Origin of the sequence: Streptomyces sp. LUP47B, assembly GCF_001746295.1 — a bacterium.
In the GTDB taxonomy this organism is placed as follows: domain Bacteria; phylum Actinomycetota; class Actinomycetes; order Streptomycetales; family Streptomycetaceae; genus Streptomyces.
Window position 1 is genome coordinate 186050 of sequence record NZ_MJAH01000016.1, and the last position, 15016, is coordinate 201065.

Sequence of the window (15016 nt, forward strand, 5' to 3'; positions counted from 1 at the left end):
CCCGGTGCCTCCCAAACTCATCAACATCACCCATCCGTGGAACGGGGCGCCTCCCAAACTCATCGACAAGTGCCTTCACAACTTCTCGCCAAAGCCACACAGCCAGTACCTCCGCAGCCAGGTGCCCGTCGGCCAAGGACCGTATCCCGCTGGCAGTCTGGCCTGCCACGAATGCGACCCGCGCGCAGCTGTTTCGTCAGCGTGGAGTGATCAATGGATCGCCCGACACGGGGCTCTTGGCCCGATAGAGCTCGGTGAGCAGGTTCTGCGTTGCCCATTGGGCTCGCCAGCGTGCGGCGGCCGGACTCGGGGCACGCCCGCCCGTGTAGAGCACGGGCGTGCCGTCCTCGCGTCGCCAGTCGAGCGACCAGCACCATCCGGCAGCAGCGACCAGGTCCACGACGGCTGGTTTCGCGCTGTCGAGGCGATCGCCGACAGGCTCGCCCACATCGCCGACCGCACCGTCCAGGGGAGCACCCGATCCCGCACGCGGAGAACGTCCGCGTGCGGGACACCCGCTCCAGGCCCGGGCAACGGCCGCTGCCCTTAAGACACCGTCGCCCGCGCCGAGGCGGACTCCACACCCCTTGCCCACGCCAGTCGACAGCGTGGGGGAGGAGCAGGTGCACCAGGTGCTGGAGGCGGCCGAGAGCATCTTCGTATCCCTCACCGGCTACACCGGCTTCGACCGCGACCTGTCGGAAGAGATCCTCACAGTCGTCCTGAAGTGCGTCAGCGCCGAGCAGCAGGACGGCTACGCAGGGCAGTTGGAGGCCTTCGCGACGCCAACCGCGGACGCCTCAAGGACCTGTACGGGAAGTACGGGCCGGGCGGAAAGTTCGCCGACGAGAGCCGCTGCTACCTCACCCATCAGCCCGAGAGCCTCGTGGTCTGCGAGCGCCTGGACACCGTCCCGATGTGGCTTGCAGCGGTGTGGAACGACGAACTCGACGCCGAGCTGACGCTGGAGCGCTTCACCAACCTCTGGCGCTACGGCCTGGGCCCCTCATGAGCGGAACGGGCGATCGATGTGCTGACCTCCGTCGGCTCGACGGCGCATTCGAGGAGAGGACGAGGCCATGGCGCAGCTGAAGATCCGGGACCTGCACGAACTCCTGCGCCAGGCCCCCCGGCGACGAGACCTGAAGCAGGACGGCATCCGGCTCGTGTACGACGGCGCCAGCTTGCAGATGTCCACGGCCGACGCCCCGGACACCGTGATCGCCCGCGCCGACACCTGCGGGTTCACCACCGAGCCGTGGGACGTGACCGCGTACCGCGCCAGCATCACCAGCACGCAGGTGTGGCTGCGCGTCCTCAACGGCGAGCACGGCGACCACCTCATCGACGTCTGCCCCTTCTGGGCCCAGCGCCCCGCCGCGATCATGTTCACCGCGGGCGGCCATACGGCGGCGTTCCCGGCGATCGCCTGCCCGACCGCACCCGCCGACAGGCGCCCGTAGCGCGACCGCCGGCCCAGGGCTCCGCCTCAGCTCTCCTGGTTGACGCCACCGTTCATTCCGCGATCACGTGCCCCGAGGCCATTGGATCTGGTTTCACGCTGGGCGCAGGCCCGGATGGCTACCAGCGGTCTGTGATGGCCTTTGCGGCCTGCGTGACGCCAGGGTCGAGTGGGGAGGCGACGACCAGAGCTGCCTGGTCTGTACGGCGGGCGTGGGTGGCCAGGTCGTGGTGGCCGACGTGTACGTGTCCCAGGAGAGGGATGCCGGCGGCAGCCATATTCGCTTCGACGGCGTGGACGAAGCCGGGTTTGGGCTCGGCGGCCGGAAGTTGGCGGCTGCCGCTGATCATGCCGAGGAATGCGGTGGGGCGGTGGTGGAGGAAGTTGAGGTGGCGCTCGCGAAGCAGCGCAGCGCTCTGCTCGGGTGTGAGCGGATGTTCTCGGCGTTCTTCGGGCATGGCGCCGTGGGTGAGGGTCTCGGCGACCGGCGCACCGTTGGTGGCGGCGAGCACGACGAAGTGGTCCACGAGCTCGCGGTGCGGCCAGGTCGGGCGGCCCATGAGCACGATGCAGTCGAAGTGGCGGCGCCCCAACTGCAATGCGTCGCGGAGCGGGCTGTCGTCGGTCGTGAGGTACTTGGGGTTGGCGGGCGGAGTCGACCAGGGGGTGTGCTGCTCGACCAGCAGCCCACCCTGGTCCCGGCCGGTGCCGGCCTTCCACAGCAGGGTGCTGCGGTACCCGGGCCACTCCTGCAGCCGCTGCTCGGCGGCCTTGCGTTCCCGGGCACGGCGTGAGTACAGCTCCATGCCGATCCCGGACGGCTTGTACTCGTGCACCAGCAACACCCGCATTCCCTGCAGCGCCCACGCGGCCGCGATCTGCACCGCGAGCGTGCTGAGCTCGTACCGGTCCTCGAGCAGGAACTGCACCGTGCGCCCGTTGCGGGAGGGCAAGGCCGCGCGGCGGACCTGGGTGTAGCGGACGCCGGCCGCCTGCTGGGCCTTGCGGGCGCGGGCCTTGGGGCCGCTCGCACCGGACTTGGTCATGAGGATCGATCTCCGCTCCAGGGCCCCCGCCGCCCCGCAGAGTCGACGACGCGCGGGCATGGGCGAACAAGTGCGGGACCGTCCCTGGAACCGATTCCGTTCCGGTGTCCTTCGCCTGGTGCATGACCGGTGCGGGGTACCGGACGCAGGCTCGCGGCGTGCGCATCCTGCCGCAGCCCAGAACCATAGCGGCCCAGCAGATCAACGAGAGGGAACGACACGGCCCGAAGCAGTCCGCTGCACCTACGTGGCCGCCCGTGAGCGGATCGTCGGCACCTGACCGCGGCGCAGACCTCGCACGGCTCCGACGATGTCCTGCGACCTGACTGGGCAGGCGCCATTTGTGAGAAGGCATGGATTGGAGTGCTCGACTGTCCCATCATCGTGTGATGGCTGATCACATGGACGTGCCGCGACTGCGTGGTCTGATCGACGAGTTCCTCGCTGCCGCCTATGAACATCACCGCCATCAGGACTTGCCTGCACTCTGCGAGCGGCTCCGCCTGCCCCAGCCGCCTCCTGAGGAGGGCCACAGCAAACACCAGCGGCTGTCGGCCAGTCTGCAGGCCTGTCCCGACGACGGCCTGGAGGCGGTCGCTGAGGCCGTTCTCGAGAGTCAGCCGCTGGCAGCATGGGAGCGCAACCGGCTGGAGGACGTGCTGTGGCTGAGGCGCCCCCACGTGCGGATCCCGGGCCGCACGCGGCGTGAATTGGCGAGGGAATTCGACTTGTCCGGTCATCTCAACTACCCCGACCGCTTCATGGCGTTGCTAGACCGAGTCTGGGATCTGGGCGACGATCTGCGGGGCTCATGGGACCAATCCGCACCGGCCTTGCGCGACGAGATCCAGCGCCACGTGATCAGGTTCCAGGAGGACTGGACGACTGAGTACTTTTTCGAGCAGCTGCACGCCTTCGAAGCCCCTGATCCTCGCTTCGGGCACTTCCTTGAAGGACTGGCTTCCCCTACCACCCTGCCCGACGAGCAGGCCCAGCGCCGTTTCGTTGACCTGGTCAACAAGCATCTGCAGCCTGTGGGCGCGCAGCTGCGCCTGGAAGGAGAACAGGACGGCTATCCGCTGTTCCAGCTCGTCCAGTCCGGTCAGGGAACGGGCCGGCGGCCGCGGAATCTGATCTTTGCCACGTTGGGCAAGCCCGACATCCGCTTCACGAGCGCCCTCGACAACGACATCGAGATCGCAGAACGCTCCGATCAGGTCCTGGTCTACGACCGGCCGGTCGGCAAGAACGGGCTGCTGTGGCGTGAGCTGCTCGCTTGGTGGCAGGAGACCCGGGAGATCAGTGACCCGGAGCGGGCGACCTGGTCCCTCTTCGACCGCATGGACTCGTCGCTGCCTGCGAAGTCCGACGGGCAGAAGAATCTGTTCTGGCTCTACCACAACATCTACCGGGAGGACTTGAGTGCGGTCCCCGCTCTCCTTCCGGAGATATGGGTGCACTGGGATCCGAGGACGGTCCGTGAGCGAGGTGCGCTTGCTCTGCAGAATCTGCGCATGGACTTCCTCATGCTGCTGCCGGGTAACCGGCGGGTCGTACTGGAGGTCGACGGCATGCAGCACTACACACGCAAGGAGGGAACCCTCCCCGACAGCGCGAAGTACGCTGCCACCATGGCTGGCGATCGGGACCTGAAGTTCCGCGGATACGAAGTCTTCCGGTTCGGCCACGATGAGCTTCGTGACCGCGACCAGGCCCGGCCCGTCGTCACAGAGTTCTTCCGAACCCTCCTCGACCGGTCATCCGACGAGCCTCTCTAGCACGCAACTGACCTGCGACAGAGCGAACGGCCGTGACTCGTCAATTCGGCCCGGGTGGCCTCACGCCCTCAACTCGGGCGTGAGGAAGATAAGTCACTGGATGAGGGCCCACGCGCCGCCTTAGCGGGCGCTTCCGGTCGTGCTGATGGCGATGGCCTGGTGTGCGAGGTGGGAGAGGTCGATGACGCGGGGGTCGCGGCGCCAGGGTGCCATGGCGCGTACGACGCCGGCGAGGTAGTCGGTGGCGCGGGTGGAGCGTACGTGGCTGAGGATGGTGACGGCGCGCTGGCCGTGGGCGAGGGCCTGGTCGAGGTCGCGGTGTTGGAGGTGCGCGGTGGCCAGAACGGTCATGCGCAGGCCGACGGAGCGGGTGTATGCGCTCTCGGGCATGGGTGCGGCCCGGTTGTTCCAGCCCAGGGCGGCGGCGGGCAGGTGCAGGTCCCGGTGGATCTCCACGGCGTCGGCTGCCATCCGTGCGGGCGTGTAGTAGCGGATCCATGCGGGTTCGTCGCGGGGTTCGGTGTCGGCCTGTTCCAGGAGCCGCTCGGAGGAGACGAGCGCGGCAGCCGCGGAGGGGGCGTCGCCGAGACGGGCGTGTGCGAGGGCCTCGACGAGTTTGGCGAAGGCCAGGACGCGGGGGGCTGCCCGGTGGCGGGCGCGGTCGTAGGTGCCCTGTGCCATGTCCACCGCCTCGTCGGGATAGCCGCGCAGGGTGGCCTGGAGGGCCATGTTGGTCAGGACGTGACAGCCCACGGCGAGGCTTGCGCCGGCGCGGGCCATCCGCAGGGCCTGGATGAAGTGCCGCTGTGCCAGGGCGTGATGGCCCATGTCCAGGGCGCTCCAGCCTGCGACGCGGGCCAGTTCGGCGGTGCCTGCGTACAGCTCTTTACCCACGGCGTCGGTGTAGTCGCCGCGCAGGAGCGGGATGGCGCGCTCGTTGAGGAAGCTGGTCACGGTGGAGGCTTTGCCGGTGCCGCCGCCGTACTTCGAGTCCGAGCGCTGCGCGTCGGCGGCGGCCGCCCACAGCGCATCCAGATCGTGCCCGCCGACCCCACCGCCGCTCATCCCGGCCGCCACCGCGTCGGGCCACGGATGTCACGCCTTGTACCTTCGACGATGCCGACCGGCTCAGGACAAGGGCGGCAGTTCTCCACCGGAGGTGCGGTCGCTCTCCGATGACAGCGACTCCTTGATGGCGCGCAGGAAGGACCGTCGCTCCACCAGCTGCGACCCCCGAGCCTCGGCCAAGGGCTCCGATCGGTGCCCGAAGCCGGCGGGGAGGGTCGGCAGCCCCAGCACGGCGAAGGCCTCGTCGAGGTGGTGCCGTGGATCACCGGTGCCGCGCAACGCGGCGGCCAGGGGCCGGTGGTCCGTCTTCCCGTAGGCCGCCGTCAGCGCGGTTGCCCTCTCCGCCGCTTCCTGCTGCGTCGGCATCTCCGCGGGGTCCTCCCACCACACGTGGGCAGCCACCAGACGGCCGTCGCGGTAGAGCTGGAGCGTGTAGTCGGCTCCGTCCTTGGCCACGACCAGGACCGGCCATTTCTCACCCCGGCTGAACGTGGCAGCCAGGCGGGGCAGTGCCCCTTCCCCAAGCAGCGTCGTACGCATGCCCTTGCGCCGGCCCGGCGGGTCGGCCGAAGGTGCCGTTTCGACGAACGTGCCGCCGCCGGGTGCCGGCGCGAGACGCATGGTGGTGCCGGTGATCAGAACAGCCTCGCGGACCTCACGCAGCAGCGCACTGGCGTGCGCGACGGCCGGAACAACGGCGGGAGGCGTTGTCGTGGTCGACAGGTCCGTGGGTCCAGACGGGCCGTCCGTGGCCGACGCGGGCACAGAGCCGCCGAAGAACGGTGTCCGGCGGGCGACATGCGCGCGTACTCCCTGGCGCATCAGCAGGAACGTCTCCCGGGGATCACCCATGTAGGCCCAGGGGAACGTGCGCGCGTCGGTACCGATGAGCCGAAAGACCTCCAGTGCCTCGGCCTCTCGGTCGGAGCGGATCAGTGCGAGTGCGAGGTGATTGCGGAAGCCCGCAGCCCGCCGGTCACCCGGCTCGAACCTCGCCGACAGTTCCAGTCCCGCCTCGACGAGCCCCTCGATCCGGGACCAGGCCACCGGCCCCTTCCCGATCCCTGCCTCGTGCTCCAGCGCGTACTCGCTGACCGCGTGCAGTGGCAGACCTCGCAGCGGTGACCCCTCAGGAGCCGCGGCGGCGGCCGACTCGGCGAACGCGAACATCTCCGTGTGCGAGCCGTACCACTTCTGTGCCAGATACTGCACCGCGCGGGCGTGCAGTCCCATGTGATGCGGATCCGCCGCGCGGCCTTGAGCCAGGTACTCGTCGAACACGTCGCGCGGAGCGCCGAGTCCCATGGCGTGAGCGATGAGCACCCGCCAGGGAACGGGATCGCCGGGGTTCAGGTCGGCGGCCGTACGCAGGACCGGTATCGCGTCGCGCAGGACCGTGCGGAACGCCTGGAACTGCTCCCGCGACACATGCCGGGCACGCGCGGCGGTACGGATCTCCCAGGCGCGGTCGATCTCCAACTCGGCGGCGACCAAGGCGACATCGGGGTCGCCGGATCGCACGCGCCGCCACTCGTCGAACCATCCGGTGTGGTGCAGAGCGAGTTCGGCGAGACCCGCGTTGTACTGGCCTCGTCGGTCCCAGTCCCGGTCGACGCGCGTCCGCGCCAGCAACTCCGCCGCCGGCTCCCAGACTCCCGACCGCGCCGCGGACAGCGCGGCCCGCAGACCGGCATTCGGTGCGTCCACTTCAATCGCCCCGTCCGGCGGCAATCCGTCGGCTGTGGCCGCCAAGTGCCGCAGGATTCTGGGCAGCGTGAATACGCTGGGCATCCTGCCCACAACCAGCCCCTCCCCAACGGCTCGCGGCCGCGCACAGTCGATCATCGACGAGCGCACACCCTATCGACCGGGCGTTCGGCGTACGTCGCCGACCCAAATGAGATGGCCTCTTACAGTAGAGGTCGTTTCCTCCCCTTGTTTCATCCTGGTATGCGTAGTTGGTCGAGTGAGGTGGGGTCACGCCGGGAGATGGTGTTCTCGCCGGTGAGGCGGCTGGCCATGAGGTCGGTCATGGCGAGGTGGATCATGGCTTCGGAGCGGGCGGGGAGGGTCTCGTAGTCGCGTGCCAGGCGGCGGTGGAGCATCAGCCAGCCGTAGGTCCGCTCGACTGTCCACCTTCGGGATCCGGGTGAAGCCCCGGTCGCGGGGGTACGGCGGTGATCTCCAAGTCGATGCCGAGGCCGGCGGCGTGTTCGACGAAGTGCTTGAAGCGCCGAATGCGCTGGGCAAGGCACAAGGTGTTCGGATGATTTCGGTGAAGCAACGCTAGGAGCAGGGACATGTTCGCGATGATTTTCGGCGCGCTCTTCTGGATCGCTGGCACCCACCATGTGCTCCGCGTCGACGCGCGCGTCTGGCGTGATCCCGAGCGTGCCGACCGGATGACGGCCGCCCTGACGGGCTTTCCGTTGGGCACGGAGGTCCGCCGTGGTCTGGTCCGGGGCACCGTCCTGAACACCGCCAACATGTTCCTACTCGGTACCAGCTTGATGTGCGGCGCCCTGTGGGAACAGCAGGGAGCACCCGGCGAAGGAATCCTTTTCTGGAGTGTCCTCGCCTGCGTCGGTCTCACCCTCGTGTCCGTCGTACTGGGCCTGGCCGTCATCTGGTTCAACGTGCCAACACGGCTGGTCCCGCCCCACATGCGCGACGAGGTGGGGCTGGTGACGAGGAAGCTGCGCGAACGCAACCTGCGTCGCAGCTGAAAGCCCGGAGCGTGACCTGACGCGATCCGACGCGCTGAAGTCACGCTCCGGGCGTTCCCGGACTCTCTCCCTCTTGGCCTTGTGTAGTGGCCACGGTGTGGTCGTCGAGCAGGAGTGAAGGCGAGTGGCCTCGCGCCACCGACCAGCAGCTCCAGGAGATCGCGGCCAAGCGCTCAAGGAGGTGTCCTTCCAGGACGGCGGCCGCGCGCCGGGAGCCTGGAGGAGGTCCGGTTCACGGACATCGAGCACCTCGAGTTCGACCTGTAGGTGCCCGACGCACCGCGAGCCCCGGACCAGTCAGTCCGGGGCTCGCTCGCGTGTGTCCTCAGCGGGCGGGCGACCACTCCGACGGGGACTTCGCCTCTCAAGCGGTCTGGGCGGCACGGCTGATGCGGTCCTGCGTGTCGCGGAAGAGGAGGTTTGACGTATTCGCGGACCAGCGGCGGGTTGGCCCAGCACACTGTGGCCAGCGAGGGATTCCCACCGGTGGTGGTCGGGTAGCGCCCTTGATCGCCCTTCGGGTCGCGGCGGTACAGGTCCCGGATGAATTCGACGACCAAGTGCTGGTCGTGGCCGCTCTCCTCCAGTCGCCTCAGCATCTTTCCCAGGTCGTGACGGTGTGCCGGCCCTGGTCCGAGGATGGCCTTCAGCGAGAGCTCAGCCAGCTGTGCGATGGCGCCTTCGAAGAACTCACGGATCGTTTCTTTGGACGCGTTCGTGCAGTGGTCGCGGGACAGGCACAGCGCGTCGGGCCATTCACGGTCGGTGCCCGTGTCGCCAAACGACCTCTGCCAACGGACCGCCGGTATCCGGCGCGCATGATCCTTCCCGGCCCCGTACGGCCGCCTGCGGCGCTTTGACGCCCTCCTGACTCCCGAGGGCCGCGATCAAGGCATTCAGAGGCGCCCACAGCGCCGTACAGCGCCTCCAGGGACTGAAGGTGTCGCTGAATCCCCTCAGGGTGCTCCGCGACCGTCTCGCCGCCGTCGTCGTCCCGCTGCGGTTCCTGGGTGCCCCGGAGCGACCTCCGCTCTCGGGGGAGGGATCTACTACCTGCACTGGACCGCTATCTGTACTAACCACTATTGGGGTGCAACCGGTGTCGATCGGACCCGTCCTCGTAGGGCGCCAGCGCTCCCGGTGAAGTCCGCCGTTGCTGCAACCGACTGCACGTTGCAGTCCGTCGCGCCCATCCCGGCCAGCACTGTGCAGCGTCCGTTGCGCAACCGGCTGCTGCTGCTGCTCCTGGTGGTGACGGGTGCAACGCCGGTTGCTTGCTGGGGTTCGGGTGTGTGGCGCAGTATTCGCACGACCCGGACGGCACACGGGTGCTGCACGTGCAGCAGGCCCGCCAAACCGAGTGGCAGCTGCTCGCCGCACGTCCTCGCTGCATGCAGCCGGCGCCCGCTGCTCCAGGGCCAGCGGCAGTGCTGCGGACCCGTCCCTGCGGCTGCATAAGATCGCAGATCTGCGATGTTCCGGCGAGATCTATGCACAGCTGTTGCATGCAGCGTGCGCACCTTGAGCAGCTGTCGGTTGTTCTGCTGCTCCAGAACAAACCGGTTTACCTGGTGCTACCACCCGCCCGCTGCCCGCTGCCCGCCGTCCGGCACCGGCCCGGAGTCCCGCATCACCGCGCCTTCCTCCGGGGCTGCACCCTCGCTCGACTGCAGCGGTCGGCCGCTGCGTCCGGGGCGGCTACGCGTTCGCGCCTGTTCCCACCGGTGGGCTGTCGGACTGGCCGCTGCCACGCGAGCACGCCCGTAGCGCGCAGTCGAAGAACACATCGACGTCGACGCTGGAGTCCCGGCGGGTGATCTCGTACAGCCCCTTCGTCGCCTCGAAAGCGGCCACGACGGGCAGGGTGATCTCCTGGTGCGCCCCGGTCTCCACGTCCCAGGTGGTGGGCGAAGCCGAGTGATGGGCCCGGTCCCGCTCCGCGGTCACCACACGCTGGTGCGCCTTGCGGGCCGCCTCGAACCATCGTGCTGCGTTGGCCGTGCCCAGTGCGTTGCCGACGATTGCGAAGAACGGGGTCACCTCCTCCGCGCTCGGGGGCCAGCTGTCGGTGGGCGGCCCGAAGTGGTTGCCCAGCTCGTGGGTGAAGTGGAGGCCGAAGTCGTGGGTCACGCCCCACTCGTACCGCGTCGGCCAGCGCTCGAGCGGACGGCACGCGGCGCCACCTCCCGGGAACGCTCGTGCGGGTTGCCCTGCCTGCGGCTTTCCCCTGGAGGGGAACGATGTACGCATCGTGCAGCGTCGCCTGCCACTGCACTGCCCGGCCTGCGCGTTTCCCTCTCGCGGGAACCGTGCGCAGCAGTTCCGGCAGAGTCGACCCGCTGCTCTTGCAGCACGGGGTTGCTGCACGGCGCTGCATGCTGCCCGTCCGATGCTGCACAGCCTCCACCTGCGGGTTTCCCCTCTGGGGGAACGTTGTACGCGGGATGCAGCACTTCGGGATGGAGCGCGCCCTGCTGCTCCCGCAGACCGAGACGGTGCCGCGGTGGCTGCCGGTCGCCTGCCACCAGCGGCTTTCCCTTCGGGGGGAACGGTGTTCACGCCGGGGCCTGGCTGTCCGAGCCGTGCAGGTCAGCGCGTACGCCGCAGGCCTCGGAAATGCCGGGAAGTGGGGCACGAACCTTTGCCGGGTTGATGGGCCGGTGATCAAAAAAGGAGGGGTCGCTCCCTCCGGGCGAGGTACGGTCCTGCCATGTCCCGATCAGCCGATACTGCCCTCTCCCAGCCCCCCGTCACCGCGGACGACCTCGACCTTGCCGTGCAACTCGCTGTGGCAGTCCTTCGCGAGGCGCCTCCAGCCGCGTGGGAAGGAAAGGCCGGTTCGCTGGAATGGGACTGCTGGGAAACCGTCGAGCACCTCAGCGATGACCTCTTCGCCTACGCTGCGCAACTGGGCCCCAAAGCACCGCCCTTGGATGGTGACGTGCCCTTCGTGTGGGAGAGCCGGCGGCCCGGCGGCCCGGCGAACGCCATTCACGCGGACCGCGAGGCGGGGGCCGCCGGCCTGCTGCAGGTCCTGGAAGCGAGCGGCGCGCTGCTGGTCGCCATGGTGCGCACGACGCCTCCGCAGCGCCGCGCCTACCACGTCTTCGGCGTCTCGGACCCGGAGGGCTTCGCCGCGATGGGGATAGTGGAGACCCTGGTGCACACGCACGACCTGGCACAAGGGCTCGGTCTCGCATGGAGCCCGCCTGCCGATCTGTGCGCTGGGGTGCTCGCCCGGCTGTTTCCGGATGCACCGTCGCCCACGGACCCCTGGCTCACCCTCTTGTGGGCCACCGGACGCGCCGAACTACCCGGACACCCTCGTCTCACCACATGGCGCTGGGACGGCACACCCCGGGCATAGGCTCAGCTGCTCCGCCGCAAGGAGAGGTCAGGTCGGGGTCCGCTGGTCAGGCTGCTGCTGAGATCGGTCGGCCACCCCAACGGATGCCTTTTTCGCTCGGATGCGGGCGCGCTCCTTGTGCTCAGCGACCAGGACGTCGCGGTGGCGGGAGTTGGCGTTGCGCCAGCGCAGGTAGGCGTGCAGGGCTTCGGTCTGCACGGTGTCGAACCTGTCGGCGCCGCCGCCGTCAGGCGAGGCTGCCCCTCTCCTGCATCAGCTTCTTCAGTCTGCGTTTGGCCATGACCAGGTGCTTATTGATCGACCCTTCGCTGAGTCCGAGTACCAGTGCGATCCGACTGTTCGTCATGTCCTGGAAATACCGCACGTAGATGATTGCGCGTTGACGTTCACTCAGGGAACCCGGCATCTGGCGGATATCGTTCGCGCCTTCCACCTCTGGCAGCTCATCAGTTTGCCGCCCGTCAGCAGGATCGAGCAGGTCGATGTCGAGGAGCTGGGACAGGCCGTTGCTGTTGCGCTTGAACCGGTACTCCGCATTGCGGATCGACCTGTAAAGGTACGCCCTGGGATTCTCAGGAGGACCGGCGGTCTCCCAACGGGAGTAGATCGCCAAGAACACCTCCGCGACAGGTCCTCGGCTTCCTGTCGGGAGAAGCCACGCCTGATGAGGTACACACACGCGCCCGGGAACTCGTGCTTGAAGAGCACGTCGAACTCCGACAGCGGGCTCTCAGCCTTCGAGAGCCCGTGCCGGGATTCGCGGCTCTTACTGATCTTTTCGTAAGTTCGGTGGGTGTGGTGGGCGGATGGTCAGGCGCGTATGGGCGAGGAATGACCATGGCAGTCGGGGGTTGGCGTTGATGCGGTGGATGCCTTGCTCGGTAGCGTCGGCGACATCGGCAAGGTGGTCGCCGGCGAGGTTGGCGAGTTCACGTTTCTTGAGCGAGGACCACAGCAGTTCTACCGGGTTCAGTTCGGGAGCATAGGCGGGTAATCGTTCCAGGGTGAGCCAGTCCTGTTCGGCGACCCAGGCCCGCATCGCCCGGCTCCAGTGGGCGGACAGGCCGTCCCAGACCAGGACCACTCGCTCGCCGCGGTAGAACACCTTCATCTGCTCCAGGACCTCGATGAGTCCGGCGGTGTCGTTGCTGCCGGGCTTGAGGTGGAAGCGCAGGCGAGCCCCGCGGTCGGGATCGGTGGAGTGGTAGCCCAAGGCCCTGGCCATCGACGCACGCTTCCAGTTCAGGCGGTGTCGCAGGAGCGGCGTCCGCCCACGGGGCGAGTAGGTGCGGCGGATCTGCGGGAGCAGGGAGACGCCTGATTCGTCGAGGAAGATGATCCACGCACGTGTGTTCACGGCCCCTTTTTGATCCGCGGCCACTCGTGCGCGATCCAGCGGGCGATCTCCGAATCGTCCCGCTCGACCGCCCTCCGCTTGGGCCGTTGCAGGCTCCATCCGAGCCGGCCGGTCAGCAGCCGCCATACCGATGCCCTCGACAACACCACCCCCGTTACCGGGTGACGACCGCACCGACTCGTTCCAGGGTCCACAGGTCGGCCTCGAAGCCATGAGCCTGGGCGCCTTGCTCCAACGCGGCCCGGACGATCTCGACTTGGGCGTCGTCCAGCTTGGGTGGGCGTCCGGTAGCTGCCCGTCGCCGCAGGGCCGAAGCACCGCCTTGCTCCCACACCCGCCGCCAACGCCGCACGCTCTCGGCACACACCCCCACCGCCCTCGCGATGTCCGCGTTCGAAACGCTGGCCTCGAACAACTCGACTGCCCGAACACGACGCGCCTCCGCCAACAGAGGCCGCGACAAAGGAGGAAGGGAGGAGCCGGCAACCGAAGGGGAAGCTTGAAAAGCCACCCCGACAGCCTCCCACCCACACATCCACCATACCCACCGAACTTACGCAAAGATCAGTAGAGGGTGTGTCAATTTAACGGCTGATCTTGGTTGTTGAGTGGTCAGCTGTTGCTCGGGGTCAGGCGACCCTCGAAGGCGATCTGGAACGCGTTGAGAGGTGCTTTCCAGCGCATGGTCCACCGCCTGCGGCCCTTCCCGGTCGGGTCCAGGCTCATCAAGGCCATGTAGATGCACTTGAGGGCGGCGGCCTCGTTGGGGAAGTGGCCGCGGGCGCGGACGGACCTGCGGATGCGGGCGTTGACGCTCTCGNGGGTGTGTCAATTTAACGGCTGATCTTGGTTGTTGAGTGGTCAGCTGTTGCTCGGGGTCAGGCGACCCTCGAAGGCGATCTGGAACGCGTTGAGAGGTGCTTTCCAGCGCATGGTCCACCGCCTGCGGCCCTTCCCGGTCGGGTCCAGGCTCATCAAGGCCATGTAGATGCACTTGAGGGCGGCGGCCTCGTTGGGGAAGTGGCCGCGGGCGCGGACGGACCTGCGGATGCGGGCGTTGACGCTCTCGATCGCGTTCGTGCTGCAGATGACCTTGCGGATCTCGACGTCGAAGGCGAGGAAGGGCACGAACTCGGCCCAGGCGTCAGACCACAGCTTCACGATCGCCGGATACTTCCGGCCCCAGGACTCCTGGAACTCCAGGAAGCGCTCCGTCGCCGCGTCCTCGCTGGGTGCGGTGTAGACGGGCTTGAGGGCCCCTGCGACCTTGTCCCAGTCCTGGCGGGCGGCATAACGGAACGAGTTCCGCAGCAGGTGAACCACGCACGTCTGGACGATCGTGCGAGGCCAGACGGTCTCCACGGCCTCGGGAAGGCCCTTGAGTCCGTCGCAGACCAGCATCAACACGTCGTCCAGGCCGCGGTTCTTCAACTCGGTGAACACGTGCAGCCAGTACTTGGCTCCCTCGCCGCCGTCGCCAGCCCAGATGCCGAGGATGTCGCGGGTGCCGTCCACCGTCACCGCCATCACCACGTAGATGGGACGGTTCGCGACCTTCCCGTCCCTGATCTTGACGTTGATGGCGTCCACGAACAGGACCGGATAGACGCGGTCGAGCGGCCGGTTCTGCCATTCGGCCATGCCCTCTATCACTTGGTCGGTGATGGTGGAGACGGTCTGCTTGGACACCTCGGCGCCGTACACCTCGGCGAGATGAGCTGATATCTCCCCGTGAGTGAGGCCCTTCGCGGACAAGGAGAGCACCATCTCGTCGATGCCGGTCAGGCGCCGCTGTCGCTTCTTGACGATCTGCGGCTCGAAGCTGCCGGCCGTGTCGCGGGGCACCTTCACTTCCACCGGCCCGACGTCGGTCAGCACGGTCTTGGCCCGGCTCCCGTTGCGGGAGTTGCCGCTGCCGCGACCGACAGCATCGTGGCGTTCGTAGCCGAGGTGATCGGTGATCTCGCCTTCCAGAGCAGATTCCAGGACCCGCTTGGTCAGCTGCTGCAGCAGCCCGCCCTGACCGGTCAGCTGCAGCCCCTCCGACCGGGCCCGTTCCACCAGCATCGCGACCAGTTGCTCATCAGACACGGGCGCAGGCTGCCCGGACGGGGCACTCTCGACAGGTTCCACGGTCTCCAACTCCACGGCGGTGTCAGTCACTTGACGTCTCTCCCATGATCGTCGGATCCGCCGTTAGATTTACACTCCC

General features: G+C 68.0%; 16 protein-coding genes and 3 pseudogenes. 6 read left to right on the forward strand and 13 right to left on the reverse strand.

What is annotated here, in order from left to right; translation table 11 throughout:
• Window positions 1-196 precede the first annotated feature (196 nt).
• Window positions 197-448, reverse strand: a complete 252-nt coding sequence (locus tag BFN33_RS52785) for a hypothetical protein (protein WP_141758034.1) — start codon at window positions 446-448, stop codon at window positions 197-199.
• A 279-nt stretch (window positions 449-727) separates the two neighbouring features.
• Here BFN33_RS52785 and BFN33_RS52790 point away from each other — a divergent pair, with 279 nt between their 5' ends.
• The gene (locus BFN33_RS52790; protein ID WP_141758035.1) at window positions 728-1012 is read left to right on the forward strand and encodes a hypothetical protein; all 285 of its coding nucleotides are present in this window, start codon (window positions 728-730) and stop codon (window positions 1010-1012) included.
• A 67-nt stretch (window positions 1013-1079) separates the two neighbouring features.
• Window positions 1080-1463 carry a hypothetical protein gene (locus BFN33_RS38675; RefSeq protein WP_069764871.1) on the forward strand — a complete coding sequence of 128 codons (384 nt, stop codon included), beginning with the start codon at window positions 1080-1082 and terminating at the stop codon, window positions 1461-1463.
• A 118-nt stretch (window positions 1464-1581) separates the two neighbouring features.
• On the opposite strand, the gene BFN33_RS38680 is transcribed toward BFN33_RS38675, so the two are convergent.
• Window positions 1582-2508, reverse strand: coding sequence for a hypothetical protein (locus BFN33_RS38680; RefSeq protein WP_069764872.1), 927 nt, complete (start codon window positions 2506-2508; stop codon window positions 1582-1584).
• A gap of 389 nt (window positions 2509-2897) precedes the next feature.
• Here BFN33_RS38680 and BFN33_RS38685 point away from each other — a divergent pair, with 389 nt between their 5' ends.
• Window positions 2898-4286, forward strand: a complete 1389-nt coding sequence (locus BFN33_RS38685; protein WP_069764873.1) for a hypothetical protein — start codon at window positions 2898-2900, stop codon at window positions 4284-4286.
• Between the two features lie 120 nt (window positions 4287-4406).
• Here the strand turns inward: BFN33_RS38685 and BFN33_RS38690 are convergent, their stop codons facing one another.
• The 3 genes and pseudogenes from BFN33_RS38690 to BFN33_RS55670 form a co-directional block, all read right to left on the reverse strand.
• Window positions 4407-5351 carry a sporulation protein gene (locus BFN33_RS38690; RefSeq protein WP_141758036.1) on the reverse strand — a complete coding sequence of 315 codons (945 nt, stop codon included), beginning with the start codon at window positions 5349-5351 and terminating at the stop codon, window positions 4407-4409.
• A gap of 63 nt (window positions 5352-5414) precedes the next feature.
• Window positions 5415-7061, reverse strand: coding sequence for a hypothetical protein (locus BFN33_RS38695; protein ID WP_079141246.1), 1647 nt, complete (start codon window positions 7059-7061; stop codon window positions 5415-5417).
• A gap of 233 nt (window positions 7062-7294) precedes the next feature.
• Window positions 7295-7581, reverse strand: a pseudogene (locus BFN33_RS55670) (transposase); the annotation flags it as partial.
• 73 nt (window positions 7582-7654) lie between these two features.
• Between BFN33_RS55670 and BFN33_RS38700 the strand changes: the two are divergent.
• Together BFN33_RS38700 and BFN33_RS50650 are read left to right on the forward strand one after the other, a co-directional pair.
• On the forward strand, window positions 7655-8080 hold the full coding sequence (locus BFN33_RS38700; RefSeq protein ID WP_069764876.1) for a hypothetical protein: 426 nt from the start codon (window positions 7655-7657) through the stop codon (window positions 8078-8080).
• A 134-nt stretch (window positions 8081-8214) separates the two neighbouring features.
• A pseudogene (locus tag BFN33_RS50650) lies at window positions 8215-8347 on the forward strand (XRE family transcriptional regulator); the annotation flags it as partial.
• 1431 nt (window positions 8348-9778) lie between these two features.
• On the opposite strand, the gene BFN33_RS53425 reads toward BFN33_RS50650, so the two are convergent.
• Window positions 9779-10210, reverse strand: a complete 432-nt coding sequence (locus BFN33_RS53425; protein ID WP_176742555.1) for a hypothetical protein — start codon at window positions 10208-10210, stop codon at window positions 9779-9781.
• 580 nt (window positions 10211-10790) lie between these two features.
• Between BFN33_RS53425 and BFN33_RS38710 the strand changes: the two genes are divergently transcribed.
• Entirely contained in the window at window positions 10791-11447 is a 657-nt protein-coding gene (locus tag BFN33_RS38710; protein ID WP_069764877.1) for a maleylpyruvate isomerase N-terminal domain-containing protein, read from the forward strand.
• A gap of 46 nt (window positions 11448-11493) precedes the next feature.
• Here BFN33_RS38710 and BFN33_RS53430 read toward each other — a convergent pair.
• The 7 genes and pseudogenes from BFN33_RS53430 to BFN33_RS38730 form a co-directional block, all read right to left on the reverse strand.
• Window positions 11494-11648 (reverse strand): annotated as a pseudogene (locus BFN33_RS53430) (IS630 family transposase); the annotation flags it as partial.
• Window positions 11649-11673: 25 nt separating this feature from the next.
• Window positions 11674-12060, reverse strand: a complete 387-nt coding sequence (locus BFN33_RS38715) for an RNA polymerase sigma factor (RefSeq protein WP_176742571.1) — start codon at window positions 12058-12060, stop codon at window positions 11674-11676.
• A gap of 153 nt (window positions 12061-12213) precedes the next feature.
• Window positions 12214-12804 (reverse strand): transposase, encoded by a 591-nt coding sequence (locus BFN33_RS38720; RefSeq protein ID WP_069764879.1) that lies wholly within the window; start codon window positions 12802-12804, stop codon window positions 12214-12216.
• On the reverse strand, window positions 12801-12998 hold the full coding sequence (locus BFN33_RS55675) for a winged helix-turn-helix domain-containing protein (RefSeq protein WP_107488018.1): 198 nt from the start codon (window positions 12996-12998) through the stop codon (window positions 12801-12803). Before BFN33_RS55675 ends, BFN33_RS38720 begins: the two co-directional genes overlap by 4 nt.
• Complete coding sequence (locus BFN33_RS55680) at window positions 12959-13339, reverse strand: helix-turn-helix domain-containing protein (RefSeq protein WP_107488019.1); 381 nt, start codon at window positions 13337-13339, stop codon at window positions 12959-12961. The genes BFN33_RS55675 and BFN33_RS55680 overlap by 40 nt, the downstream gene beginning before the upstream one ends.
• A gap of 77 nt (window positions 13340-13416) precedes the next feature.
• Window positions 13417-13624: transposase (locus tag BFN33_RS52320; protein WP_176742557.1), on the reverse strand; the 208-nt coding region annotated here is incomplete at its 5' end.
• A 41-nt stretch (window positions 13625-13665) separates the two neighbouring features.
• On the reverse strand, window positions 13666-14871 hold the full coding sequence (locus BFN33_RS38730; protein WP_256122988.1) for an IS256 family transposase: 1206 nt from the start codon (window positions 14869-14871) through the stop codon (window positions 13666-13668).
• Window positions 14872-15016: the final 145 nt, after the last annotated feature.